Source organism: Mycobacterium sp., from assembly GCF_052145595.1.
Classification (GTDB): domain Bacteria; phylum Actinomycetota; class Actinomycetes; order Mycobacteriales; family Mycobacteriaceae; genus Mycobacterium.
The window spans coordinates 20145-38403 of sequence record NZ_JBKQOI010000103.1; the positions used below are offsets into that span (position 1 = coordinate 20145).

At 64.4% G+C, this 18259-nt stretch carries 21 protein-coding genes, 1 tRNA gene and 2 pseudogenes; 10 read left to right on the forward strand and 14 right to left on the reverse strand.

The window, feature by feature from the left end; all coding sequences use genetic code 11:
• Positions 1–11 precede the first annotated feature (11 nt).
• Positions 12–647 carry a TetR/AcrR family transcriptional regulator gene (locus tag ACLP4W_RS09175; RefSeq protein ID WP_442385827.1) on the forward strand — a complete coding sequence of 212 codons (636 nt, stop codon included), beginning with the start codon at positions 12–14 and terminating at the stop codon, positions 645–647.
• A 27-nt stretch (positions 648–674) separates the two neighbouring features.
• Here ACLP4W_RS09175 and ACLP4W_RS09180 read toward each other — a convergent pair whose 3' ends face one another.
• The 5 genes and pseudogenes from ACLP4W_RS09180 to ACLP4W_RS09200 form a co-directional block, all read right to left on the reverse strand.
• A complete protein-coding gene (locus tag ACLP4W_RS09180; RefSeq protein WP_442385828.1) occupies positions 675–1460 on the reverse strand; it encodes a TetR/AcrR family transcriptional regulator in 786 nt (261 codons plus the stop codon).
• A gap of 111 nt (positions 1461–1571) precedes the next feature.
• A complete protein-coding gene (locus ACLP4W_RS09185) occupies positions 1572–2012 on the reverse strand; it encodes a nuclear transport factor 2 family protein (RefSeq protein WP_442385829.1) in 441 nt (146 codons plus the stop codon).
• Positions 2013–2066: 54 nt separating this feature from the next.
• A complete protein-coding gene (locus tag ACLP4W_RS09190; protein WP_442385830.1) occupies positions 2067–2951 on the reverse strand; it encodes an SDR family NAD(P)-dependent oxidoreductase in 885 nt (294 codons plus the stop codon).
• A 204-nt stretch (positions 2952–3155) separates the two neighbouring features.
• Entirely contained in the window at positions 3156–4031 is an 876-nt protein-coding gene (locus ACLP4W_RS09195; protein WP_442385831.1) for a mycofactocin-coupled SDR family oxidoreductase, read from the reverse strand.
• A gap of 139 nt (positions 4032–4170) precedes the next feature.
• Positions 4171–4623 (reverse strand): annotated as a pseudogene (locus ACLP4W_RS09200) (Zn-ribbon domain-containing OB-fold protein); the annotation flags it as partial.
• Positions 4624–4716: 93 nt separating this feature from the next.
• On the opposite strand from ACLP4W_RS09200, the pseudogene ACLP4W_RS09205 reads away from it, so the two are divergent.
• Together ACLP4W_RS09205 and ACLP4W_RS09210 are read left to right on the forward strand one after the other, a co-directional pair.
• Positions 4717–5408, forward strand: a pseudogene (locus tag ACLP4W_RS09205) (thiolase family protein); the annotation flags it as partial.
• Positions 5409–5707: 299 nt separating this feature from the next.
• On the forward strand, positions 5708–6253 hold the full coding sequence (locus ACLP4W_RS09210; protein ID WP_442385832.1) for a cysteine hydrolase family protein: 546 nt from the start codon (positions 5708–5710) through the stop codon (positions 6251–6253).
• A 27-nt stretch (positions 6254–6280) separates the two neighbouring features.
• On the opposite strand, the gene ACLP4W_RS09215 is transcribed toward ACLP4W_RS09210, so the two are convergent.
• Positions 6281–7072, reverse strand: a complete 792-nt coding sequence (locus ACLP4W_RS09215) for a spirocyclase AveC family protein (protein WP_442385833.1) — start codon at positions 7070–7072, stop codon at positions 6281–6283.
• Positions 7073–7604: 532 nt separating this feature from the next.
• Between ACLP4W_RS09215 and ACLP4W_RS09220 the strand changes: the two genes are divergently transcribed.
• Positions 7605–7832, forward strand: coding sequence for a hypothetical protein (locus tag ACLP4W_RS09220; protein WP_442385834.1), 228 nt, complete (start codon positions 7605–7607; stop codon positions 7830–7832).
• A 97-nt stretch (positions 7833–7929) separates the two neighbouring features.
• Here the strand turns inward: ACLP4W_RS09220 and ACLP4W_RS09225 are convergent, their stop codons facing one another.
• Positions 7930–8364, reverse strand: a complete 435-nt coding sequence (locus ACLP4W_RS09225) for a hypothetical protein (protein ID WP_442385863.1) — start codon at positions 8362–8364, stop codon at positions 7930–7932.
• Here ACLP4W_RS09225 and ACLP4W_RS09230 point away from each other — a divergent pair.
• Positions 8269–8493 carry a GNAT family N-acetyltransferase gene (locus ACLP4W_RS09230; protein ID WP_442385857.1) on the forward strand — a complete coding sequence of 75 codons (225 nt, stop codon included), beginning with the start codon at positions 8269–8271 and terminating at the stop codon, positions 8491–8493. The two genes, ACLP4W_RS09225 and ACLP4W_RS09230, sit on opposite strands and share 96 nt — an antisense overlap.
• Before the next feature lie 652 nt (positions 8494–9145).
• Here the strand turns inward: ACLP4W_RS09230 and ACLP4W_RS09235 are convergent.
• Together ACLP4W_RS09235 and pgm are read right to left on the reverse strand one after the other, a co-directional pair.
• A tRNA-Ala gene (locus tag ACLP4W_RS09235) sits at positions 9146–9221 on the reverse strand.
• A gap of 65 nt (positions 9222–9286) precedes the next feature.
• Positions 9287–10918 carry a phosphoglucomutase (alpha-D-glucose-1,6-bisphosphate-dependent) gene (gene pgm / locus ACLP4W_RS09240; protein WP_442385858.1) on the reverse strand — a complete coding sequence of 544 codons (1632 nt, stop codon included), beginning with the start codon at positions 10916–10918 and terminating at the stop codon, positions 9287–9289.
• 129 nt (positions 10919–11047) lie between these two features.
• On the opposite strand from pgm, the gene crcB (ACLP4W_RS09245) reads away from it, so the two are divergent.
• From crcB (ACLP4W_RS09245) to ACLP4W_RS09255, 3 genes are read left to right on the forward strand one after another with little or no spacing between them, the layout of a single operon-like run.
• Positions 11048–11443: a fluoride efflux transporter CrcB gene (gene crcB, locus ACLP4W_RS09245; protein WP_442385835.1), complete on the forward strand. Its 396-nt coding sequence runs from the start codon at positions 11048–11050 to the stop codon at positions 11441–11443.
• A 5-nt stretch (positions 11444–11448) separates the two neighbouring features.
• Positions 11449–11814, forward strand: coding sequence for a fluoride efflux transporter CrcB (crcB, locus tag ACLP4W_RS09250; protein WP_442385859.1), 366 nt, complete (start codon positions 11449–11451; stop codon positions 11812–11814).
• On the forward strand, positions 11811–12908 hold the full coding sequence (locus ACLP4W_RS09255) for a DUF190 domain-containing protein (RefSeq protein WP_442385836.1): 1098 nt from the start codon (positions 11811–11813) through the stop codon (positions 12906–12908). Before crcB (ACLP4W_RS09250) ends, ACLP4W_RS09255 begins: the two co-directional genes overlap by 4 nt.
• Here the strand turns inward: ACLP4W_RS09255 and ACLP4W_RS09260 are convergent.
• Positions 12902–13519 carry a TetR/AcrR family transcriptional regulator gene (locus ACLP4W_RS09260; protein WP_442385837.1) on the reverse strand — a complete coding sequence of 206 codons (618 nt, stop codon included), beginning with the start codon at positions 13517–13519 and terminating at the stop codon, positions 12902–12904. The genes ACLP4W_RS09255 and ACLP4W_RS09260 overlap by 7 nt on opposite strands.
• Before the next feature lie 104 nt (positions 13520–13623).
• On the opposite strand from ACLP4W_RS09260, the gene ACLP4W_RS09265 reads away from it, so the two are divergent.
• Entirely contained in the window at positions 13624–14640 is a 1017-nt protein-coding gene (locus ACLP4W_RS09265) for a phosphotransferase (RefSeq protein ID WP_442385860.1), read from the forward strand.
• On the opposite strand, the gene ACLP4W_RS09270 is transcribed toward ACLP4W_RS09265, so the two are convergent.
• Together ACLP4W_RS09270 and ACLP4W_RS09275 are read right to left on the reverse strand one after the other, a co-directional pair.
• Positions 14630–15505 (reverse strand): LLM class F420-dependent oxidoreductase, encoded by an 876-nt coding sequence (locus tag ACLP4W_RS09270; protein ID WP_442385838.1) that lies wholly within the window; start codon positions 15503–15505, stop codon positions 14630–14632. The genes ACLP4W_RS09265 and ACLP4W_RS09270 overlap by 11 nt on opposite strands.
• Before the next feature lie 18 nt (positions 15506–15523).
• Complete coding sequence (locus ACLP4W_RS09275) at positions 15524–15880, reverse strand: DUF488 domain-containing protein (RefSeq protein WP_442385839.1); 357 nt, start codon at positions 15878–15880, stop codon at positions 15524–15526.
• A gap of 54 nt (positions 15881–15934) precedes the next feature.
• Between ACLP4W_RS09275 and ACLP4W_RS09280 the strand changes: the two genes are divergently transcribed.
• On the forward strand, positions 15935–17206 hold the full coding sequence (locus ACLP4W_RS09280; RefSeq protein ID WP_442385840.1) for a DUF222 domain-containing protein: 1272 nt from the start codon (positions 15935–15937) through the stop codon (positions 17204–17206).
• Here ACLP4W_RS09280 and ACLP4W_RS09285 read toward each other — a convergent pair.
• Together ACLP4W_RS09285 and ACLP4W_RS09290 are read right to left on the reverse strand one after the other, a co-directional pair.
• Positions 17203–17910: a mycothiol-dependent nitroreductase Rv2466c family protein gene (locus ACLP4W_RS09285; protein WP_442385841.1), complete on the reverse strand. Its 708-nt coding sequence runs from the start codon at positions 17908–17910 to the stop codon at positions 17203–17205. The two genes, ACLP4W_RS09280 and ACLP4W_RS09285, sit on opposite strands and share 4 nt — an antisense overlap.
• Positions 17911–17924: 14 nt before the next feature.
• Complete coding sequence (locus ACLP4W_RS09290; protein WP_442385842.1) at positions 17925–18257, reverse strand: DoxX family protein; 333 nt, start codon at positions 18255–18257, stop codon at positions 17925–17927.
• Positions 18258–18259 lie beyond the last annotated feature (2 nt).

An 18259-nucleotide genomic window follows, 5' to 3' on the forward strand; every position in this document is an offset into this window, starting at 1 on the left:
AGGATCGGCCCGTGGGACATCGAGGCGGTGGAGACGCCGAGAGGCGCGCGCGAGGCGATCAGACCCGGCGAGACGTCATCGCCGCCGCTCGCGCCCTCTTCGTCGATCCCGGCTATCACCAGACCAGCGTCGCCGAGATTGTGGCGAAATCGGGGATAGGCACTCGTGGCGCGTTCTACCACCACTTCAAAGACAAAGCCGACCTGTTCCGGTTGGTTTTCGAAGAGGTGCATAGGGATTTGGTAGATCGAGCCATCGCGCACCCCCCGCCCGGTGATGCGTGGGACCGGCTTCGGCTGGGTCTGCACGGCTTCCTCGACGCCGCACTCGAACCAGAAGTCCAGCGCATCGTGCTGGTCGACGGACCGGTGATTCTCGGCTGGCAGGGATTACGCGCAATCGAGGGAGCGGGCGGCCTGGCGCTGGTGCAAGAGGTCCTGCAGGAGGCCATGAATGACGGCGCGATTCAACGGCTGCCCGTCCGCGAACTCGCCAACATGATGTTGGCCGCGCTAGAAGAAGCGTCGCTTCTCGTCGCTCAGGCCACCAACAAGGCGCAGGCCAAGCGGTCAGTAGGACTCGTTCTCGACCGCCTGTTGTTCAGCCTGACCCCCGCGGCCGGTGAACTCGCCTCCGGTGTCCATTGACCCAGCGGCGGCGCTGCTGAAGTCCGGTCAACGCCGCGATGCCTTGACGGCCTTCGCCGGGCTGCGCTTACGCGGGGATGGCCGACCCGCCGTCGGGCTCGCCCCCGGCTGACTCACCGCCTGCCGGCACCACAGCCAGATGTCGTCGACGGTGAGTACGACATTGGGGCCGGTGTGCAGCATGCTGAACTGCCCCAGCGCCGTCAGGGTCGATGTCATCAGCGTGGTCAGTTGGGTGACCGACAGGTCTTTGCGCAGGAGTCCGGCACGCGAGCAGGAGGTCAGTACCCGCTTGAGCAGCTTCTGCTGGGGCTCCCACACCTTCGCGAACGCCTCGGGCCGTTCCAGCTCGAGACTCAGGTTGTAGAGGGTGACTATTCGGCCGCCGACAGCGTCCGACGACTCGGCCCGCGACAGAAACCCTCGGCAGAAGGCCTCGAGTTGACCCATCGGCCCCTCCGCGGCGGACACCTCTTGGCGGATGTCTTCGGTGAACTGGCTTTGGACATTCTCATACAGCGCCAACAGCAGTTCTTCCTTGCCGGCGAAATGCTGATAGAACGCGCGCAGGCTTAGGTTTGAGCGGTCGATCAGATCTTGCACGGTGAAGTCGGCCCGACCCGACTCCTGAACCAATTCCAGCGCCGTCGCGAGGAACCGGGAACTGCGGGCCAGCGCTCGCGCCCGTGCACCGCTGAGGCGCCGTTCGACGGCGCGTTCCTGCCAAGACTCCAACGACTCGACACTGCCGCGGTCTTCAGGCTGGACCGTCGCGCCGCCCTTCTTGGCGGCCTTGGCACTCACCGGCGGCATGATCTCAATCCTTCCAACGGCGTTTCCTATACCATCAGAAGTACCACATCACCGCCGGTAATGGTGATTCTCACCCCCAATGGCGGTGGGTGGATCACCGGGGCCGCAAAATCACGGCGCGTCGTTCATCAGGCTGTTGGCCGCGAACCCATCGACCCTGATCTTGCGGGACGTGAAAAGCCAACGCGCGCCAACGGGACGCAGGACGTCGCGGTAGCGGCCCCAGTGATCGACGCCGATATCGGTGAAGACGGCAAAATAACTGCTCGTTTCGACTTCATGGGTCTCGGCGAGCAGAAACCGAACGCTCGAAACATGGTGGCGCACATAGCTCGGCCGTGCGCGCGAAGGGCTTGGCGACAACTGGGACCGCAGTCCAGCCTCGATCTCGGTGGGCCCCACGAGCGGGGCGCTGCTACCGGTGAACTCCAATATCCCATCAGCGGTGAAACATGACGCCAGCGCCGCAAGGTCGAACGAGTCGGTGGCCGCCGTGTAGTCGGCCAGGGTCTGCCTGACCGACTCGCGTATAGCTGTTTCCCACGGTTCCAATCGAGCTCCTGCGCAATGTCGAAGGGGAGGTGACCTCGCGGGTGCGGAGAGTGTCTAGCGCTTGGCCACCAGTGCACCCTGACGCGGCTGCCCCAGAAAAAGGCGGCCCACCTGATAGAGCGCGCGGCTCGGCAGGAGGCGCCCACTTAACATCATCATGCGAGCGTCCAGCCCCGCGCCGCGCCTGACGAACGGCGCCTTGTCCCGATCGAGGGATTTCGCAAGCACCTTGGCGAACGCGTCAGGCGCTCGCGCGAGTTTGAGGGCGCGGTGTCCCCGCACATCCAACGGACCGTGTTGCTTGCCATAGACACCGTCCCAGTCGCGATAATCGGGATAGCCCGGCGCACGGTCGTCGATGATGTCGGTGTCGAACATTCCGGCGATCAGCACGGTGACGCCCAGACCGAACGGGGCGATCTCTGCCGCAAGCGATTCCGCGAAGCGCTCAAGGGCCGCCTTGGCCGCCGAGTAAGCCGCCGCCGACGGCATCCCCCAAATACCGCCCTGGCTGCAGACCATAACGAAGCGCCCGCGCCGGGCCTCACGCATGCTGGGCAACAACGCTTTGGTGAGTCCGACAGGCCCGAACAAGTTCGTCGAAAATACTTGCATCCACGCATCGTCCGGTGTTTCCTCGACGAAACCCAGCGCGTTTACTCCGGCGTTGTGGACGATGGCGTGCGGCGCCCCGACCGCGTCGACAATCGCCTGGCCGGCCTGCTTGAGCGATTCGGGATCGGTCAGGTCCAGTTGGACGCCGACGAGCCGGGAATCATCGGGCGCAGCTCCGGTCTCGCGACGAATTCGCTCAAGTCCGACATCGGGTGTGCGCATAGCAGCCACGACACGCCACCCCTGCTTGTAGAGCCGGATCGCCGAGGCCAATCCGAGCCCGCGGGACGCGCCGGTGATCACCACAGTGCGAGGCTCGGTCATCGGTCCGCTCCCGACGCCAACACGGTTGGCTGCTCCAATGCAATCACCTTTCCCGATACCCGACGACATCCACATAACAGGGCTTCTCGAAAACGAAAATGTCGCTTCTGAGCAACCCGCCAATGTCTGACACGTCAGCCTAACCAACTCGGGCCAGCGCTGTTCAGCGCGGCCATAAGTCGCTAACCGACACGACGTGTGCGGTTACTGCGGACCATTGGGCCATTTGAGCAGCGCGCCCGCGTCGACGCGGATGTGCTGGCCGGTGATGTAGCGGCTCTCATCGCTGGCCAGGAACACCGCAAGGTGGGCGATGTCCTCGGGCTCGACATAGGGAATCGGCATCGCCTGGAAGAACTGAAAGAACGGCTCGGCGTCCTCGCGAGTGGGCGTCTTGCCTTCGGCCATCATGTCGGGCCGGAAGACGCCATACATGCCCTCATGGTGCAGCAGGTGAGTGTTGCAGTTCGTCGGGTGCATGCAATTGACCCGGATCATCTTCGGGGCCAGGTGCAGGGCGAGCTCGTCGACGTATTCGATCACGATGCGCTTGCTGAACCCGTAGCCGGCGCCGCCGGGACCCACGTTCGGGTTGTCGAGAGTGCTGCGCATCATGCCGGCCGTCGAGCCCGTGATGATGACCGAAGCCCCCTCGGTCAGGTGCGGCAACGTGGCGGCGACGGTGTTCAGCACGCCGACGAGATCGACGTCGGTGGCGTCGACGAAACCCATCACGTCGGGCTTGCCCATGGCCATCGGGAAAATGCCCGCGTTAGCGACGACGATGTCGATCTTGCCGAGATCCGCCAGGCCCGCCTCCACGGCGTCGCGAAGCTCATGGCGTTCTCGCACGTCGCCCACCCGGGCAACGACCCGCCGGCCCAGTTCCTTGACCGACCTCTCGGTCTCCGCAAGATCGTCAGGCGTCGCAAGCGGATACGGGTTGGATTCGATCTGGCGACAGATATCCACCGCGATGATATCGGCGCCTTCCTTGGCCATCGCGATCGCGTGAGCGCGCCCCTGTCCGCGAGCAGCGCCGGTGATGAAAGCAACCTTGCCTTCGAGCCTTCCGGCCATAGTGACCTCCGTCAGTAGGTGGCGCAGCCGCGCGCCAGCACCGAATTCCGCCCCAACCTACGGTGTGTAGGTTGGAATATCAAGGCGGACCCACGCGGTGGACATTTGCATGTGGCTCATCAACGCGGTCAACGACACCGCGCCCGGGCTGCGCGGGATCGGACTGTGGGACGAACACGGGCGCGTATCCGATGCCGTCGTCGGTCTCGTGACATTCGAAGCGCACCTCGACCGCCAGGCCCACATGAACCGAATCAGGCTCGCAGTCAACGATATTGGTGGCTATCCGCAATCCTGGACCCTCACCGAGCTCGACGATAGCAATCACATATGGAACCGGCACCGCCGGATTGAACGGCTGGCAATTGACCGTATAGGTGAACACCGTGCCCCGACCCGAGACCGGCCGAGCCTCGACCGCTCCGCCGCAATCGGGGCAGTCCTCGGCGGGCCGGCTCACCCACAAGCCGCACCGCGTGCACCGCGTAATGTGTAGCCGCCCATCAGCTCCCCCTGTCCAAAACATCCGATTGTGCTCGGACAGCTCGGGGAAAATCCGCGCCGGGACAACGGGCGCTCCGTCATCGGACATCAATGGAAACGTACATTCTCATTACCGGTGTGCACAATGAGGCACTTATGCTGGCCCAGACCGAACGGGACTTCTCCAGGCGGGTAATGCTAGATGGACACTTTCGAAAAGGACGCAATCGTTAGCGGCCTGGGCATTTCGCGGATCGGCAGGCGGACCGGCATCCCGGGCCTCGAGTTGACCCTCGACGCAGCCCGTGCCGCGATCGACGACGCGGGGCGGGCGCCCGGCGATATCGACGGAATCATCACTTTCGGCGACACCCCGCCATCCGACGTCATCACCGGCCTCGTCAACCGGGCCGCCGAGGTCGGCTTCGGGTTCGCCACCGGCGGTGTGGTCACTCCCGTCATGTCAGCCTTCCGTGCCGTGTCCGAGCGGCGCGCGCGACACGTTCTGGTTTATCGGACGGTGGCAATGCTGGGTGGGGCGATGACCGACCAGGCGCCGTCGGCGCTCCTCACTCCGCTGTCCGATCCCCCGGTCGAGCCTCGCGCCCCGGGCACCCGACGCAAGCTCAGGCCATTCGAGGACCTCGACGAGTTGATGGCCGCGCACGCCTACTCGGCCGCCAACTGGTTGGCGATGCATTGCCGCCGCCACATGGAGCTGAACGGAACGACAAAGAGCAGCTGGGCTGGCTGGCGATCAACAGTAGGCGCAACGCTGGTCTCAATCCCCTTGCGGCGTTTCGCGACCCGATGACCATGGACGACTACCTAGCTGCCCGCCTGGTGTCGACGCCCTTCGGGCTGTTCGACTGCGACGTGCCGATCGACGGCTCGACTATCGCCCATTCGTTCTCGGATTGCCTTGTTCTCACAAATTGCTGGCAGTCATTCTCACGGAGCTACGCTAGCTTGCGGCCGCGCGCTGCACCCGGTTTGCTTCACCAGTGCGGTCGGCAGACGGCGGATTGACGGAATCCTCTTGAGCGCCCCGCCGAAGGGGTAGCACGCCCGAGCCGCACGGGGACACATCGCCAACGCGAACCGCGCGTTCGCGAACGTCGATTCTCATATGAAAGAATCGCGTCGGCGTCGCATCAATGAGCCTCAGTACAGCGTTTGAGAAGGGAGCTTTTGTGGGTAAGGCATTGCTACTCATGGATATTCAGCACGGCACCACAGGCCGCTACGGGGCCACCTCCGAGTACTTCGACCGCGTGGTGGCCACACAGGCCAAGGCCGAAGAAGTAGGCATGCCGGTGATTCTCGTGCGGGTCGGCTTCTCGCCAGGCTATCCCGAAGTGTCGGACCGCAACAAGAGTTTTGCTGCGGTGAAGGAGACGGGAAATCTGTTGCTCGGCGAGCCGTCGACGGAAGTCGAACCCCGATTGCTACGGGGCAGGGGCGAACTCGTGGTCACCAAGAAGCGCATCAGTGCCTTCGCCGGCAGCGACCTAATGGAGATCCTGCGCGCGCGCGACGTCGACCACCTGGTGCTAGCCGGGATTGCCACCGGCGGGGTGGTGCTGTCGACCGTCCGGCAAGCCGCCGATCTCGACTTCCGGTTGACGGTCCTCAGCGACCTATGCCTAGATCGCGATGAGGAGGTCCACCGGGTGTTGGTCGAGAAGGTCTTCCCGCGCCACGGTGACGTCATAACGTCAGCGGACTGGAAGCCGTAGCTGCCCACCGCGTACCTACTGGCCCAGCTATTTCCCAAGTGGTTGATTGGGCACACCCGGGAAGAGTTGCTCCGTCGGCCCCGAGTCGACCCAACCTCCCAGCTTCGTGGCGAGATGAGGTGCAAAGACCGCGCCGTAGAGCACGTGACCTACCACGACCACAGCGACAATCGACAGTAGAGTCGATTGCAGTCGGCCCGAGGACCGCTTTGCCGCCCAGATCTCGATGAGGTTTCGTCCGTCGGAATCTGTACGTCCCAGCAGGTAGGTGAAGACCATCATCTGCACACCCATCGCCAGGGCGTCGTAGAGCGGATACTGATAGATGGTTCGTTCCCACAACGCGAGCCCGGGAATCACGTACCCGTAGTGAAAGGTGGCCAGCCGGGACCCGATGATCGCGTTGAAAAGCAAAGCCCAGCAGACACCGACGACGAGGCCGACGGTGAGAAGTGTTATCGGCTTGCGCCATTGGAACTTTGCACTCAGCCATTGCCCGATCGGTGCGCCGATGACGGCAGGCAGGACGAAGTACGGGATATAGCCGAAGGGCACCGACGCTGGCAGACCGCCCCAGGTCATGTTCAATGGCCACCATGACGGCATTCGCGGCCAGGCGGGCGTGAACTGGGCGTACATCGCCCAGTCGTAAGGCGCTTCGATCCATGAGAATGAGAGCGCCGAGATGGACAAAAACAGAACCGGGTGTAGCCGCCGCTTGCGAATGCTGAGATAGACCCCAAGAGCGAGGAAGAGGACGCCGCCGGCCCAGGCAAAGATCAAGATCCCCATCAGCGTGGGTGTCATTTCTGGGCTCATTTATGGAGGTCCTCGGTAGGGCTGCGACGCGCCTCGGGATCAAGGAAGATCACCAGACTGAATATCACAACGATCAATCCGAATAGCGTGCCCAACATGATGAAAGCACCCACGTTCACGCCTCCTGGCCGGCAGCAAAATTCTGGTAGCGATGACTATCGAAATCGATAATGAACATTACCGTAGTCAATGCCCACCGCCGCACCGTGTTTCGTACCGCGACGATTGCCTGAGCCACGATCCGTCGAAACGCCCCACGCGACCGGTTGGTCGACGTCGGCGCAGCACCAAAATCGACGTGACCCGGCATGCGCGAGAATTATGCCTCTCAATCGGCGCTAGAGTACGTTGCCGCTATAGCATCATCGTTACTTGGGATCCTCGGGCGACGGTCGATCCGCAGCCCGTGACTTCAGGTCGAAGTAAGGGACGGGAGCGCGAAGTGTCCAAGATTAGAGTCGTTTAGGTCGCGACGGGCACTGTTGGCACGCATAGCCTCCGTACGATCGTGGGCCGAAGAGACAAGGATCTCGTGGGTCTGCTCGTCTTCACCCCGGATAAGGTTGGCAAGGATGCCGGTGAGCTCATCGGTGGTGATCCCGTCGGGGTTCGGGCGAGCGACAACTTCGATGAGATCCTTGCACTGGATGCAGATGCCCTGTCATTCAACGCCCTTGGCGACACGCTGGATTCTGAAGTTGCGCTCAAGCAGTTATTTCTTCTGCTCGATCGGGAAAGAACGTCTGCTCAACCGCGGTGACCACGCACATCTATCACCGATCATTAAGGGCTTTCCACTGAAGGACAAGCTATAAGGAGCAGTGAGAAGGGCGGTGTTTCCTTCCACAGTTCGGGTATCAACCCCGGGTACATGATGGACGTGTGAACGTCGCGTCATCGATCTCCAATCCCATGGCGTCGGCCAGCATTTGCACCGACACAAAATATGGATTCTCGAACACCATCTCACGCGGGAGTTCAAAGTTGACTTCCTCAGGTTGTTTGCCGTACCCGAGGTAGCCGGCGATCTGATTCGACGTGTAGCGCGACATTTCGACCATCTCAGTCATGTAGAGGGTGTCGATGCGGCGGCATACTCTACCAAGCATGATTGGTCTGGTGTTCGGAGCGATACGGGTGCAAACGGGCGTGACGATACGTTTGTCGGAACTGGCGACCTGATCGGAGGAGTCGCACTGCTTCCACTTCCGCCCGGGTGCACCGATCTCGAGATCGGATGGGAGGTTGCACCGAGGCTGTGGGGTCACGGCTACGGCGCGGAAGCTGGTCATGCGGTGGCCCATCAAGCATTCACAAACGTCGGTGTCAGTGAGGTCTTCGCCGTAGTGCGGCCGGGGTCGCTACGGCGAGGCGAGTGGGCATGGAATGGGTCGGCGAGACGGACAAGTACTACAACCTGACCCTTGAGGTCTACCGTCTTACCAAAGCAGATTTGGATCTGCCAGAGCCCGCGTGCGCACCGGCGCCGGGATCGCCCTAGCCCTGAATACTGTAGCGGCGCCCTCTCAGCACGACGAAATAATCTGTCAAACCGTGGCATTGGCGGTCTTGCTGACGAAATATGTTGTGGCAATTTGTCGTTTTCAAGCTGCGATCCACGGCCGTTGCAACTGGGCCACCGCGCAGTCTGGTTGCAATCGAGAGATTACCGGGGCAGGCGACCCATCACTGGAGACATGTGAGGACGTAGAATCTCTAGTGAGGTGGGGAACCCAAATCGGCAACGAACCGATAATCGGATGGCATGTCCGCACCAGAATGCCGACCAGCTGCCACTGACACGTCCCGGACAAGCAACGCGCGACAGCATCATCAGCTATGCCGCCGAGTGCCAACACCAACGCGGGCACATCAGGGCCTCACATCAGGCGGGCAGTAGCGTATCGGGCCCCGCGACATAACGTAATCAGCTGCCGCCTGATGCAGCCGTACACCACCGTGATCTGGGCAAACGTGGATCGAGTCTGCTGGTACTGAGACAACCGGTTGGGAACTGTCGTCAGAATCGTCGTCAACCGGGATGCCACACGCCGATAAAATCACAGTTTTTCCTGGTGGAGCTAAGGGGACTCGAACCCCTGACCCCCACACTGCCAGTGTGGTGCGCTACCAGCTGCGCCATAGCCCCAAGAAGTTGTGCCCATCGAAGCTACACCACCGGCAACGAGCGTTCAAAGTCGCTGGTCACGCCTGCTACCCGATGACCGAATTAACCACCTCACGGGCGGTCTTCTGCACCTCGGCCAGATGCTCGGGCCCCTTGAAGGATTCCGCGTAGATCTTGTAGACGTCCTCGGTGCCCGACGGTCGCGCGGCAAACCACGCGTTGGCCGTCGTCACCTTCAAGCCGCCCAGCGGCGCGCCGTTACCGGGCGCGGTGGTCAGCTTTGCGGTGATCGGCTCCCCCGCCAACTCGGTGGCGGTCACCTGATCGGCCGACAGCTTGGCCAGCCGCGACTTCTGGTCACGGTCGGCGGGCGCATCGACTCGCGCATAGTAGGGCGTGCCGTATTCGTCGGCCAGCGCCTGGTACCGCTGCGACGGGGTGGCACCGGTGACGGCCAGGATCTCGGAGGCCAGCAGAGCCAGGGTGATGCCGTCCTTGTCGGTGGTCCACACCGAGCCGTCGCGCCGCAGGAACGACGCCCCCGCCGACTCCTCGCCGCCGAAGCCGATGGTGCCGCCGATCAGGCCGTCGACGAACCATTTGAAGCCGACCGGAACCTCGACCAGCTTGCGGCCCATACCGGCGACCACCCGGTCGATGATCGACGAACTGACCGCGGTCTTACCGACCGCGATGCCGGCCGGCCAGGACGGCCGGTGGGTATAGAGATAGTCGATGGCCACCGCCAGATAGTGATTGGGATTCATCAGACCCGCATCGGGGGTGACGATGCCATGGCGATCTGAGTCGGCGTCGTTGCCGGTGGCGATCTGGTAGCGATCCCGGTTGGCGATCAGCGAGGCCATCGCGTCCGGCGAGCTGCAGTCCATCCGGATCTTGCCGTCGTGGTCGAGCGTCATGAACCGCCAAGTCGCGTCGACGAGCGGATTGACCACGGTCAACTCGAGCTGGTGCCGCTCGGCTATCGCTGCCCAGTAGTCCACGCTGGCCCCGCCGAGCGGGTCCGCGCCGATCCGAACTCCGGCCTTGCGGATCACGTCGACATCCACCACGTTCGGCAAGTCGTCCACATAGCTGTCCATATAGTCATGGCGCCGGGTGGTCCGCAGCGCCCGGGCAAGCGGCGTGCGCTTCACCGTCGACCCGCTGCGCAGAATCTCGTTGGCGCGCTTGGCTATTGCGTTGGTCGCGTCGGTCTCCGCCGGGCCGCCATTGGGCGGGTTGTACTTGAACCCCCCGTCGGGCGGCGGGTTGTGCGACGGCGTCACGACGATCCCGTCGGCCAGCGCTTCGGTGCGACCCCGGTTATAGGTGAGGATCGCGTGGCTGACCGCCGGCGTCGGCGTGTACCGGTCGGCCGAATCGATCATCGCCACCACCTCATTGGCGGCCAGCACTTCCAGCGCCGACACCCACGCCGGCTCCGAGAGGCCGTGCGTGTCGCGCCCGATGAACAACGGCCCGGTGGTGCCCTGGACTGCGCGGTATTCGACGATGGCCTGGGTGATCGCGAGGATGTGCGCCTCGTTGAATGCCCCGTTGAGCGCAGAGCCTCGGTGACCCGACGTGCCGAACACCACCTGTTGGGCGACGTCGTCGGGATCGGGTTCGATCGAGTAATAGGCCGTCACCAGATGGGGCAGATCGACAAGGTCTTCGGGCTGGGCCGGCTGACCGGCGCGCGGGTTGGCCACCATGGTTACCAATTCTGCACGCAGCCCACCTCTCTGACTTCTCACCTACTTTCCCGACTTCTCAGGTTTACCCGTTGGTAAGTCGCCCCTACGCTGCTATGCGCACGCTCGCACACCGAAGGGAACCGGCCCGTGGCACACGACTATCGCGAGTTGGCGGCGATTTTCGCCGGCGGAGCGCTGGGCACCCTGGCCCGTGTCGTCCTGAGCACCCTCTTCGTCAATGACCCGGCCGCCTGGCCATGGCCCACATTCACCGTCAACATCGTCGGCGCCTTTCTGGTCGGATATTTCACCACCCGCCTGCTGGAGCGGTTGCCATTGTCGAGCTATCGGCGCCCCCTGCTCGGCACCGGATTTTGCGGCGGATTGACGACCTTCTCGACGATGCAGGTCGAGACGCTGAAGATGATCGAGCACGGCCACTGGGCCCTGGCCGCGGTCTACACCGCTACCAGCATCGTGCTGGGATTGCTGGCCGTGCACCTGGCGACCGCTCTGGTTCGCCGAGTGAGGATGCGCTGGTGACGGGCATGACCGTGTTGGTCTGGACCGGCGTCGTGCTCGTCGGCGGCATCGGTTCGGTGCTGCGCTTCGTGATCGATCGTGCGGTGGCGCGCCGGGCGGCCCGGCCGTTTCCGTTCGGCACGCTGGCCGTGAACATCAGCGGCGCCGCGCTGCTGGGTTTTCTCGGTGGCCTGGCGCTGAGCAAGGAGGCGGCGCTGCTGGCCGGCACCGCGTTCGTCGGCGCCTACACCACCTTCTCCACCTGGATGCTGGAAACCCACCGCCTCAGCGAGGAGCATCAGATGCGTTCGGCGCTCGGCAATGTCGTCGTCAGCGTCGCCCTCGGCATGGCCGCTGCGCTACTCGGGCAATGGGTTGGGAGCCGACTATGAACCAACCGTGCTTGAAATTGACCGCGTACTTCGGCGAGCGCCAACGCGTTGTCGGCGATGGTGCGCGCTTTCTGGCCGATGCGATGCTGGATCTGTTCGGCGCCCACGACGTCGCGACCAGCGTGATGCTGCGCGGGATCGCCAGTTTCGGTCTGAAGCACGAGCTGCGCAGTGACGTCTCGCTGAGCCTGTCCGAGGATCCGGCGGTGGCGGTCGCCGCGGTCGATGAGGAGCCGAAGATTCGTTCGCTGGTCAGCGATGTCGCGGCGATGACGGACCGGGGGCTGCTGACTCTGGAGCGGGCGCGACTGGTCACCCGGCAACGTGGCACCGACCCGCTGAGCGACTTCGGCAGCCACAACGGGGACGCCGCCAAACTCACCGTGTACGTAGGCCGCCAGGAGCGTGTCGCCGGGAGGCGCGCGTATGCCGCGATATGCGACCTGCTGTATCGACACGGGTTCGCCGGTGCCATAGCGCTTCTCGGGGTCGACGGCACGGCGCATGGTGAGCGCTACCGGGCCCGCTTCTTCGGCCGCAACGTCAACGTGCCGCTGATGATCATCGCGATCGGAACGACCGAGCAGGCTTCCGCCGCCGCGACGGAACTCGCCACCATGGTGCCCAACCCGTTGCTGACCGTCGAGCGGGTGCGGTTGTGCAAACGCGACGGTGAGCTGCTCGCGCGCCCCCAGCTGCTGCCGACGACCGATGCCCAGGGACGCACCCTGTGGCAAAAGCTGATGGTGTACACCGCCGAGGCCACCACGCACGACGGCCTGCCGATCCACCGCGCGCTTGTCCAACACCTATTGCATTCCGGGACGGCGCGCGGTGCCACGGTACTGCGCGGCACGTGGGGGTTCCACGGAAACCATAAACCGCACGGGGACAAACTATTTCAGCTTGCGCGCGGGGTGCCGGTCACCACCATCGTTGTCGACACACCGGAGTCCATCGCGCGCAGTTTCGACATCGTCGACGAGCTCACGTCCCGCCATGGGCTGGTGACCAGCGAGATGGTCCCGGCGGCGCTGTCGCTCGACGAGAACCAACGACTCGGTGACATCACGCTGGCACAGCACGACTACTGACGGATGCCACTCAACATCGCGTCCAGGAGACCGTCGAATCGCGCCTTCGGTTCGCCGACGCCGGGTTGCGTTAACGCGTGGAGGAGCAAGGTGCCGATCAGCGCGACGGCGACGGCATCGAGGTCGGCGTCGGCGCGGACTTGCCCATCTTCGACCGCTTGACGAAGTCGTGTCATCAACCCGGCATGCTGGGGTGCGCTCAGTTGCAGATACAGGGCCGTGCCATCGGCCGAGTTCGCCGCCGCGGCAGCGATGAGGGCTTGCACCAACGCCGCATTCGGCGGCTGGGCCAGGAAATCGGCATGTTCCTTGAGCCATGACCGTAGGTCGGCATGGATGTCTCCGGTCGCGGCGACGGGAAACGATCCGGTTCCTCCGTACGCCTCCAGGACCGCTTCGGCGACCAACGGCGCTTTCGACGACCATCGGCGGTAGAGGGTCTTCTTCCCCACCCGGGCGCGGGCCGCGACACTTTCCATCGACAGTTCGGCGTAACTGCCCTCGGCCAGGAGCTCACGAGCGGCAACCAGAATCGCGTGGTGAAGTTGCGTATCGCGCGGCCGGCCGCCCCGGTCACGCTCGTGGCCAACCGCCGATTCAGTTAAGGTCACATCAGATACGATACGTGTCGTTTCCCATCAAGACGAAAGGATCCGCCGTGGCTATCAACTCGTTGTCGGTGCCCAAGACGTGGGATGACATCACGCCCGAGTGGATGTCGGCGGCGCTGGCGGCGGATCATCCCGGCGCGGTGGTGGAGGCGGTGACCCTTGATTCTCGTGACGACGGCACCAACCGTCGGGCACGCCTGGGCGTGACCTACTCGGCGGGCAGCGGACCGGCGACGGTCTTCGCCAAGGCCGCCGATCCCGCGCACAAGCAACTGATCCGGATGACCAGCGGCATGTTTCACGAGCCGCGACTCTTCACCTGCGGAGTGGATTTGCCGCTGGAACACCCCAAGGTTTACGTCGCCCTGATCGACGAGGCGGACTACGACTTCGTGATGGTGATGGAAGATCTCACTGCTCGTGGGGCCGACCCCCGAGACGCCACCCGACCGATGACCGTGGCGGAAGCCGCCACGGGCGTGCGCGGCCTGGGACGGATGCACGGCAAATATTGGGGTGACCGGGTGCTGCGCGACCCCGCCTTGGGATGGCTCGAACCGTTCTTGCCTTGGGACGGAATGGAAATGGCGCCGCTGCACGCTGCGCTCGAACGCCTCGGTGAAGACGCTCCCGCGGCCGTGACGTCGTTGACCATCAACGAGCTGATCGAGTCAATCTGGAAGCCCTACATCAGAACGCTGACCACATCGCCGCAGACCTTGCTGCACGGCGACCCCCACATCGGCAACACGTATCTGCTGCCCAGTGGCGAGGTGGGTTTTCTCGACTGGCAGGTGGCCCGCCGGGGCAACTGGTCGCTGGATCTGGGTTACTTCCTGCAGGGCGCCCTGACCGTTGCGGATCGCCGTCGCAGCGAGCGCGAGCTGCTCGAGGAATACCGCCAGTCGCTGGGGCTGCCCGATCACGAGATGCCGACCATGGACGAGATCTGGTTGCGTTACCGGGCGTCGGTGGCACACGGACTGACCCTGTGGTTGTGTACCGCTAGCGCCGGCGAACTGTGGCAACGCCCCGACATCGCTCTCGCACTGGCACAACGCTATTCGATCGCATACGCCGATCTCGACACGCCTTCAGCTCTGGCCGAAATCACCGAATAGCCGTCGTCATCCACTGGTCGGCCAGCGCCGAAACCCAGCCGGTGGCGGCCTCCGGGCGGTCCGGTGGCGCCTGCACAAGAACCAATTCGTCGACGCCCAGCTCGGCGAGCGCGCCGACATCGCCAACGCTTGGCTCGCACAGCGCCACGGACAGCCGCAATTGGGCACGGTCACGCCCCGACTCGGCGCACAGCTGCGCCAGCCTGGCGACCCGCTCGCGCACCGCGGCCACCCCGTCCAGGTTGAACCCGTACCAGCCATCTCCCCATGCCGCCGCCCGCCGCAGCGCCGGATCGCTGTTGCCCCCGACCACAACCGGGATGCGACGATTGTGGACCGGCTTGGGGTTGACCCGGATCGAGTCGAAGTCGACGAACTTCCCGTCGAACGAGGCGACGTCATCGCGCCACAACGTGCGCATCGCGGCGACGTATTCGGCGGTGCGGGCAGCGCGATGCTCGAACGGCACCCCGAGCGAGGCGAACTCCTCCCTGGACCACCCGACGCCCACGCCGAGCGTCAGCCGACCGCCGCTCAACCGATCCAGGCTCGCGGCCTGCTTGGCCACCACCACCGGGTTGTGCTCGGGCAGCAGGAGCACGCCCGTCGCCACGCCGATCCGGGACGAGGCGGCGGCGGCGAAGCTCAGCGCGATCATCGGGTCAAGCCAATCCGCCTGTGCCGGAACGGCTATGACACCGTCGCCGGAATACGGGTAGCGCGACGCGGATCGGTCGACCATGACAACGTGTTCACCCGCCCATAGGGTCGCGAAGCCGCAGCCGTCCGCGGCCGACGCGACGGCGTCGATCACCGCCCGGTCGGCACCGGCGCCGATGCCCAGTGCATGCAGTCCCAGTTGCATCGCACGATCGTCCCTTGGTCAGCGGCTTTTGAGAAGCTTCGCCAGGACCGCCACGTGACTCCCGTCCAGGTCGCGGGTGGCCGTCACCAGCGTCACCACGCCGCGTTTGGTGAGCTTTCGCAACTCCTCCAGCGCCGCGCTGTCGCGGAGTTCCTCCTTGTAGCGCGCCGCGAATTCGTCGAACCGTTCCGGCTGGTGGTGATACCACTCCCGCAGTTCTTTCGACGGCGCGACGTCCTTGCACCAGATGCCGACCCGCGGGTCGTCCCTACGGAATCCGCGCGGCCAGATGCGATCCACCAAAACCCGCTGGCCGTCGTCGGCGTCAATGTCTTCGTAGACCCGCGCCGCCCGGATCCGCTTACCGGCGCTCACCTGGCCAGGGTAGCGACGAATCGGATGTCAGCGGAGCGTGTTAGACTCGAACACATGTTCGATAGCTTGACTACGGTCGACCCGGTTGACCAAGCGGCGTTGATCGAGCGCATCGCCGAGCTGGAAAGAATCAAATCCGCGGCGGCAGCGGGCCAGGCCCGAGCGGCGGCGGCGCTGGACAAAGCACGCCGGGTCGCCGAAGCGGCCGCCGGCGTGCCCGCAGCGCAGCGCGGACGTGGCGTGGCCAGCGAGATCGCGCTGGCGCGACGCGACGCACCCGCCCGGGGCAGCCGGCATCTTGGCTTTGCCAAAGCCCTGGTGCACGAGATGCCGCACACGCTGGGGGCGCTGGAGTGCGGCGCGCTGTCGGAGTGGCGCGCCACGCTGATCGTGCGCGAAAGCGCATGCTTGGACGTCGAGGACCGCCGCGCGTTGGATGCCGAGTTGTGCGCCGATCTAGCCGGCCTGAACGGAATGGGCGACGCGCGAGTGGCCGCGGCCGCGAAGGCGATCGCCTACCGGCTGGACCCGCATGCCGTGGTCGAGCGAGCCGCCAAAGCCGAGAGTGAACGCACCGTGACCATTCGGCCGGCGCCCGACACCATGACGTATCTGACCGCGTTGTTGCCGGTGGCCCAGGGAGTTTCGGTGTACGCGGCGCTGCGCCGCGAGGCGGACACCCGCTGCGACGGGCGCTCACGCGGACAGGTGATGGCAGACACCCTCGTCGAACAGGTCACGGGGCGCGACGCGACGGTCCCGACGCCGATCGCGGTCAACCTGGTCCTCTCGGATGAAACGCTGTTGGGCCGTGGCAGCGCACCGGCCGATATCCGCGGGTACGGCCCCGTCCCCGCAGCGGTCGCCCGCGCAATGGTATCCAGCGCTGTCGCCGACCGAAGCTCCCGCGCAACGCTGCGCAGGCTCTACGCCCATCCCCGGTCCGGGGCGCTGGTGGCGATGGAGTCACGGGCACGGCTCTTTCCGCGCGGTTTGGCCGCGTTCATCGAGCTGCGGGATCGAGGTTGCCGCACTCCTTACTGCGATGCGCCGATCCGACACCGCGACCATGCGAAACCATGGGGCGAAGGCGGACCGACCACCGCAGACAACGGTCTCGGCTCGTGCGAGCGGTGCAACTATGCGAAGGAGGCGCCCGGCTGGCAGGTGAGCACCCGTGTCGACAAAAACGGTAGGCACACAGCAGAATTCACCACGCCAACCGGTAAGCAATACCAGTCTGGGGCTCCGCCAAGCGGGCCGACAATCGAGATCGGCGAACTCGAAGTCCGAATCGGCGTCGCGATCGCCCGGCATGCCGCCTAGGCTAACGAACCGCCACGGCCGGTGAGGCGCTCGACATCGACGACTTCACCGCGATTGATGCTGACCCAATCGCGTCCATCAAGGTATGGACGCAGACTTCGGCCGATGAGATCAAGATCGGCCGGTGCCTTGGGCCGCTGCAGCTCGTAGACGTGCGGCAGCCCAGCCATGCCGGTGACGACGCTCCACAGCGTGAGGGCAGCCGAACCGGTCGGCGGGTCCACCAATACCGGCCCGAACAGGCACTGGTCCGACAGAAACAGCGTCGGCACACCGAATCCGCCCGCATCGATGACGCGTTGATGGTCGTCGCGAATCTCGTCGTGGGTGGTCGAGTCGTCTAACGCCGCATCGAGAACCGCCGCGTCGGCGCCGATGTCGCTCAGCAGCCGTCGCGCAACCGCGGGATCGTGCGGTTTGCCGCCCAGGGTGTGCAGTTCACGTCCGATCGCGGCGTACCACCGATCCAGCGATGACATGTCCGTTCGGCGCAGCAGCGCCCCGATCCGCATCAATGACCAGCCGTAGGACCACTGCCTCTCCCACGGGTGTTTTTGACCGTCTGACCGGTTGATCTCCTCGAGGCTGAAGAATCGCCAATTGACGGTTATGCCGAGCTGCTCACGGACGTCGCGGATCCACAACGAGGTCTGGTAAGCAAACGGGCACATCGGGTCGAAGTGGAAATCCACCGTGGTGCTCATCGGACGACCGCAGGCTATTTGGCGGTTAATGCGGCGAATATCGCTGCGTTAGCCGCCGCTCCGACGGCAGCGACACTCAGATCACGGGCTTTGACGTGGAAGCCCACGGCCAGCACGAAGTAGATCGTGAGCATCGCAGTCGTCAGCCGCGCCAGCCCCGGGGACCATCGCGCCGAAAACAGACCGATTGCCGCAGCCGCCTTGATAGGAGCGAATATCCACCGGTATCGGGGCGGAAAATTGATCGCATCGAGCACTTGAGTCACGAATGGCACCGGAATGGCATCGCCGACCGCACTTGCGGCCAAGTAAGTCGCCAACACGTCATAGGTTCGCACTGACGCCATGA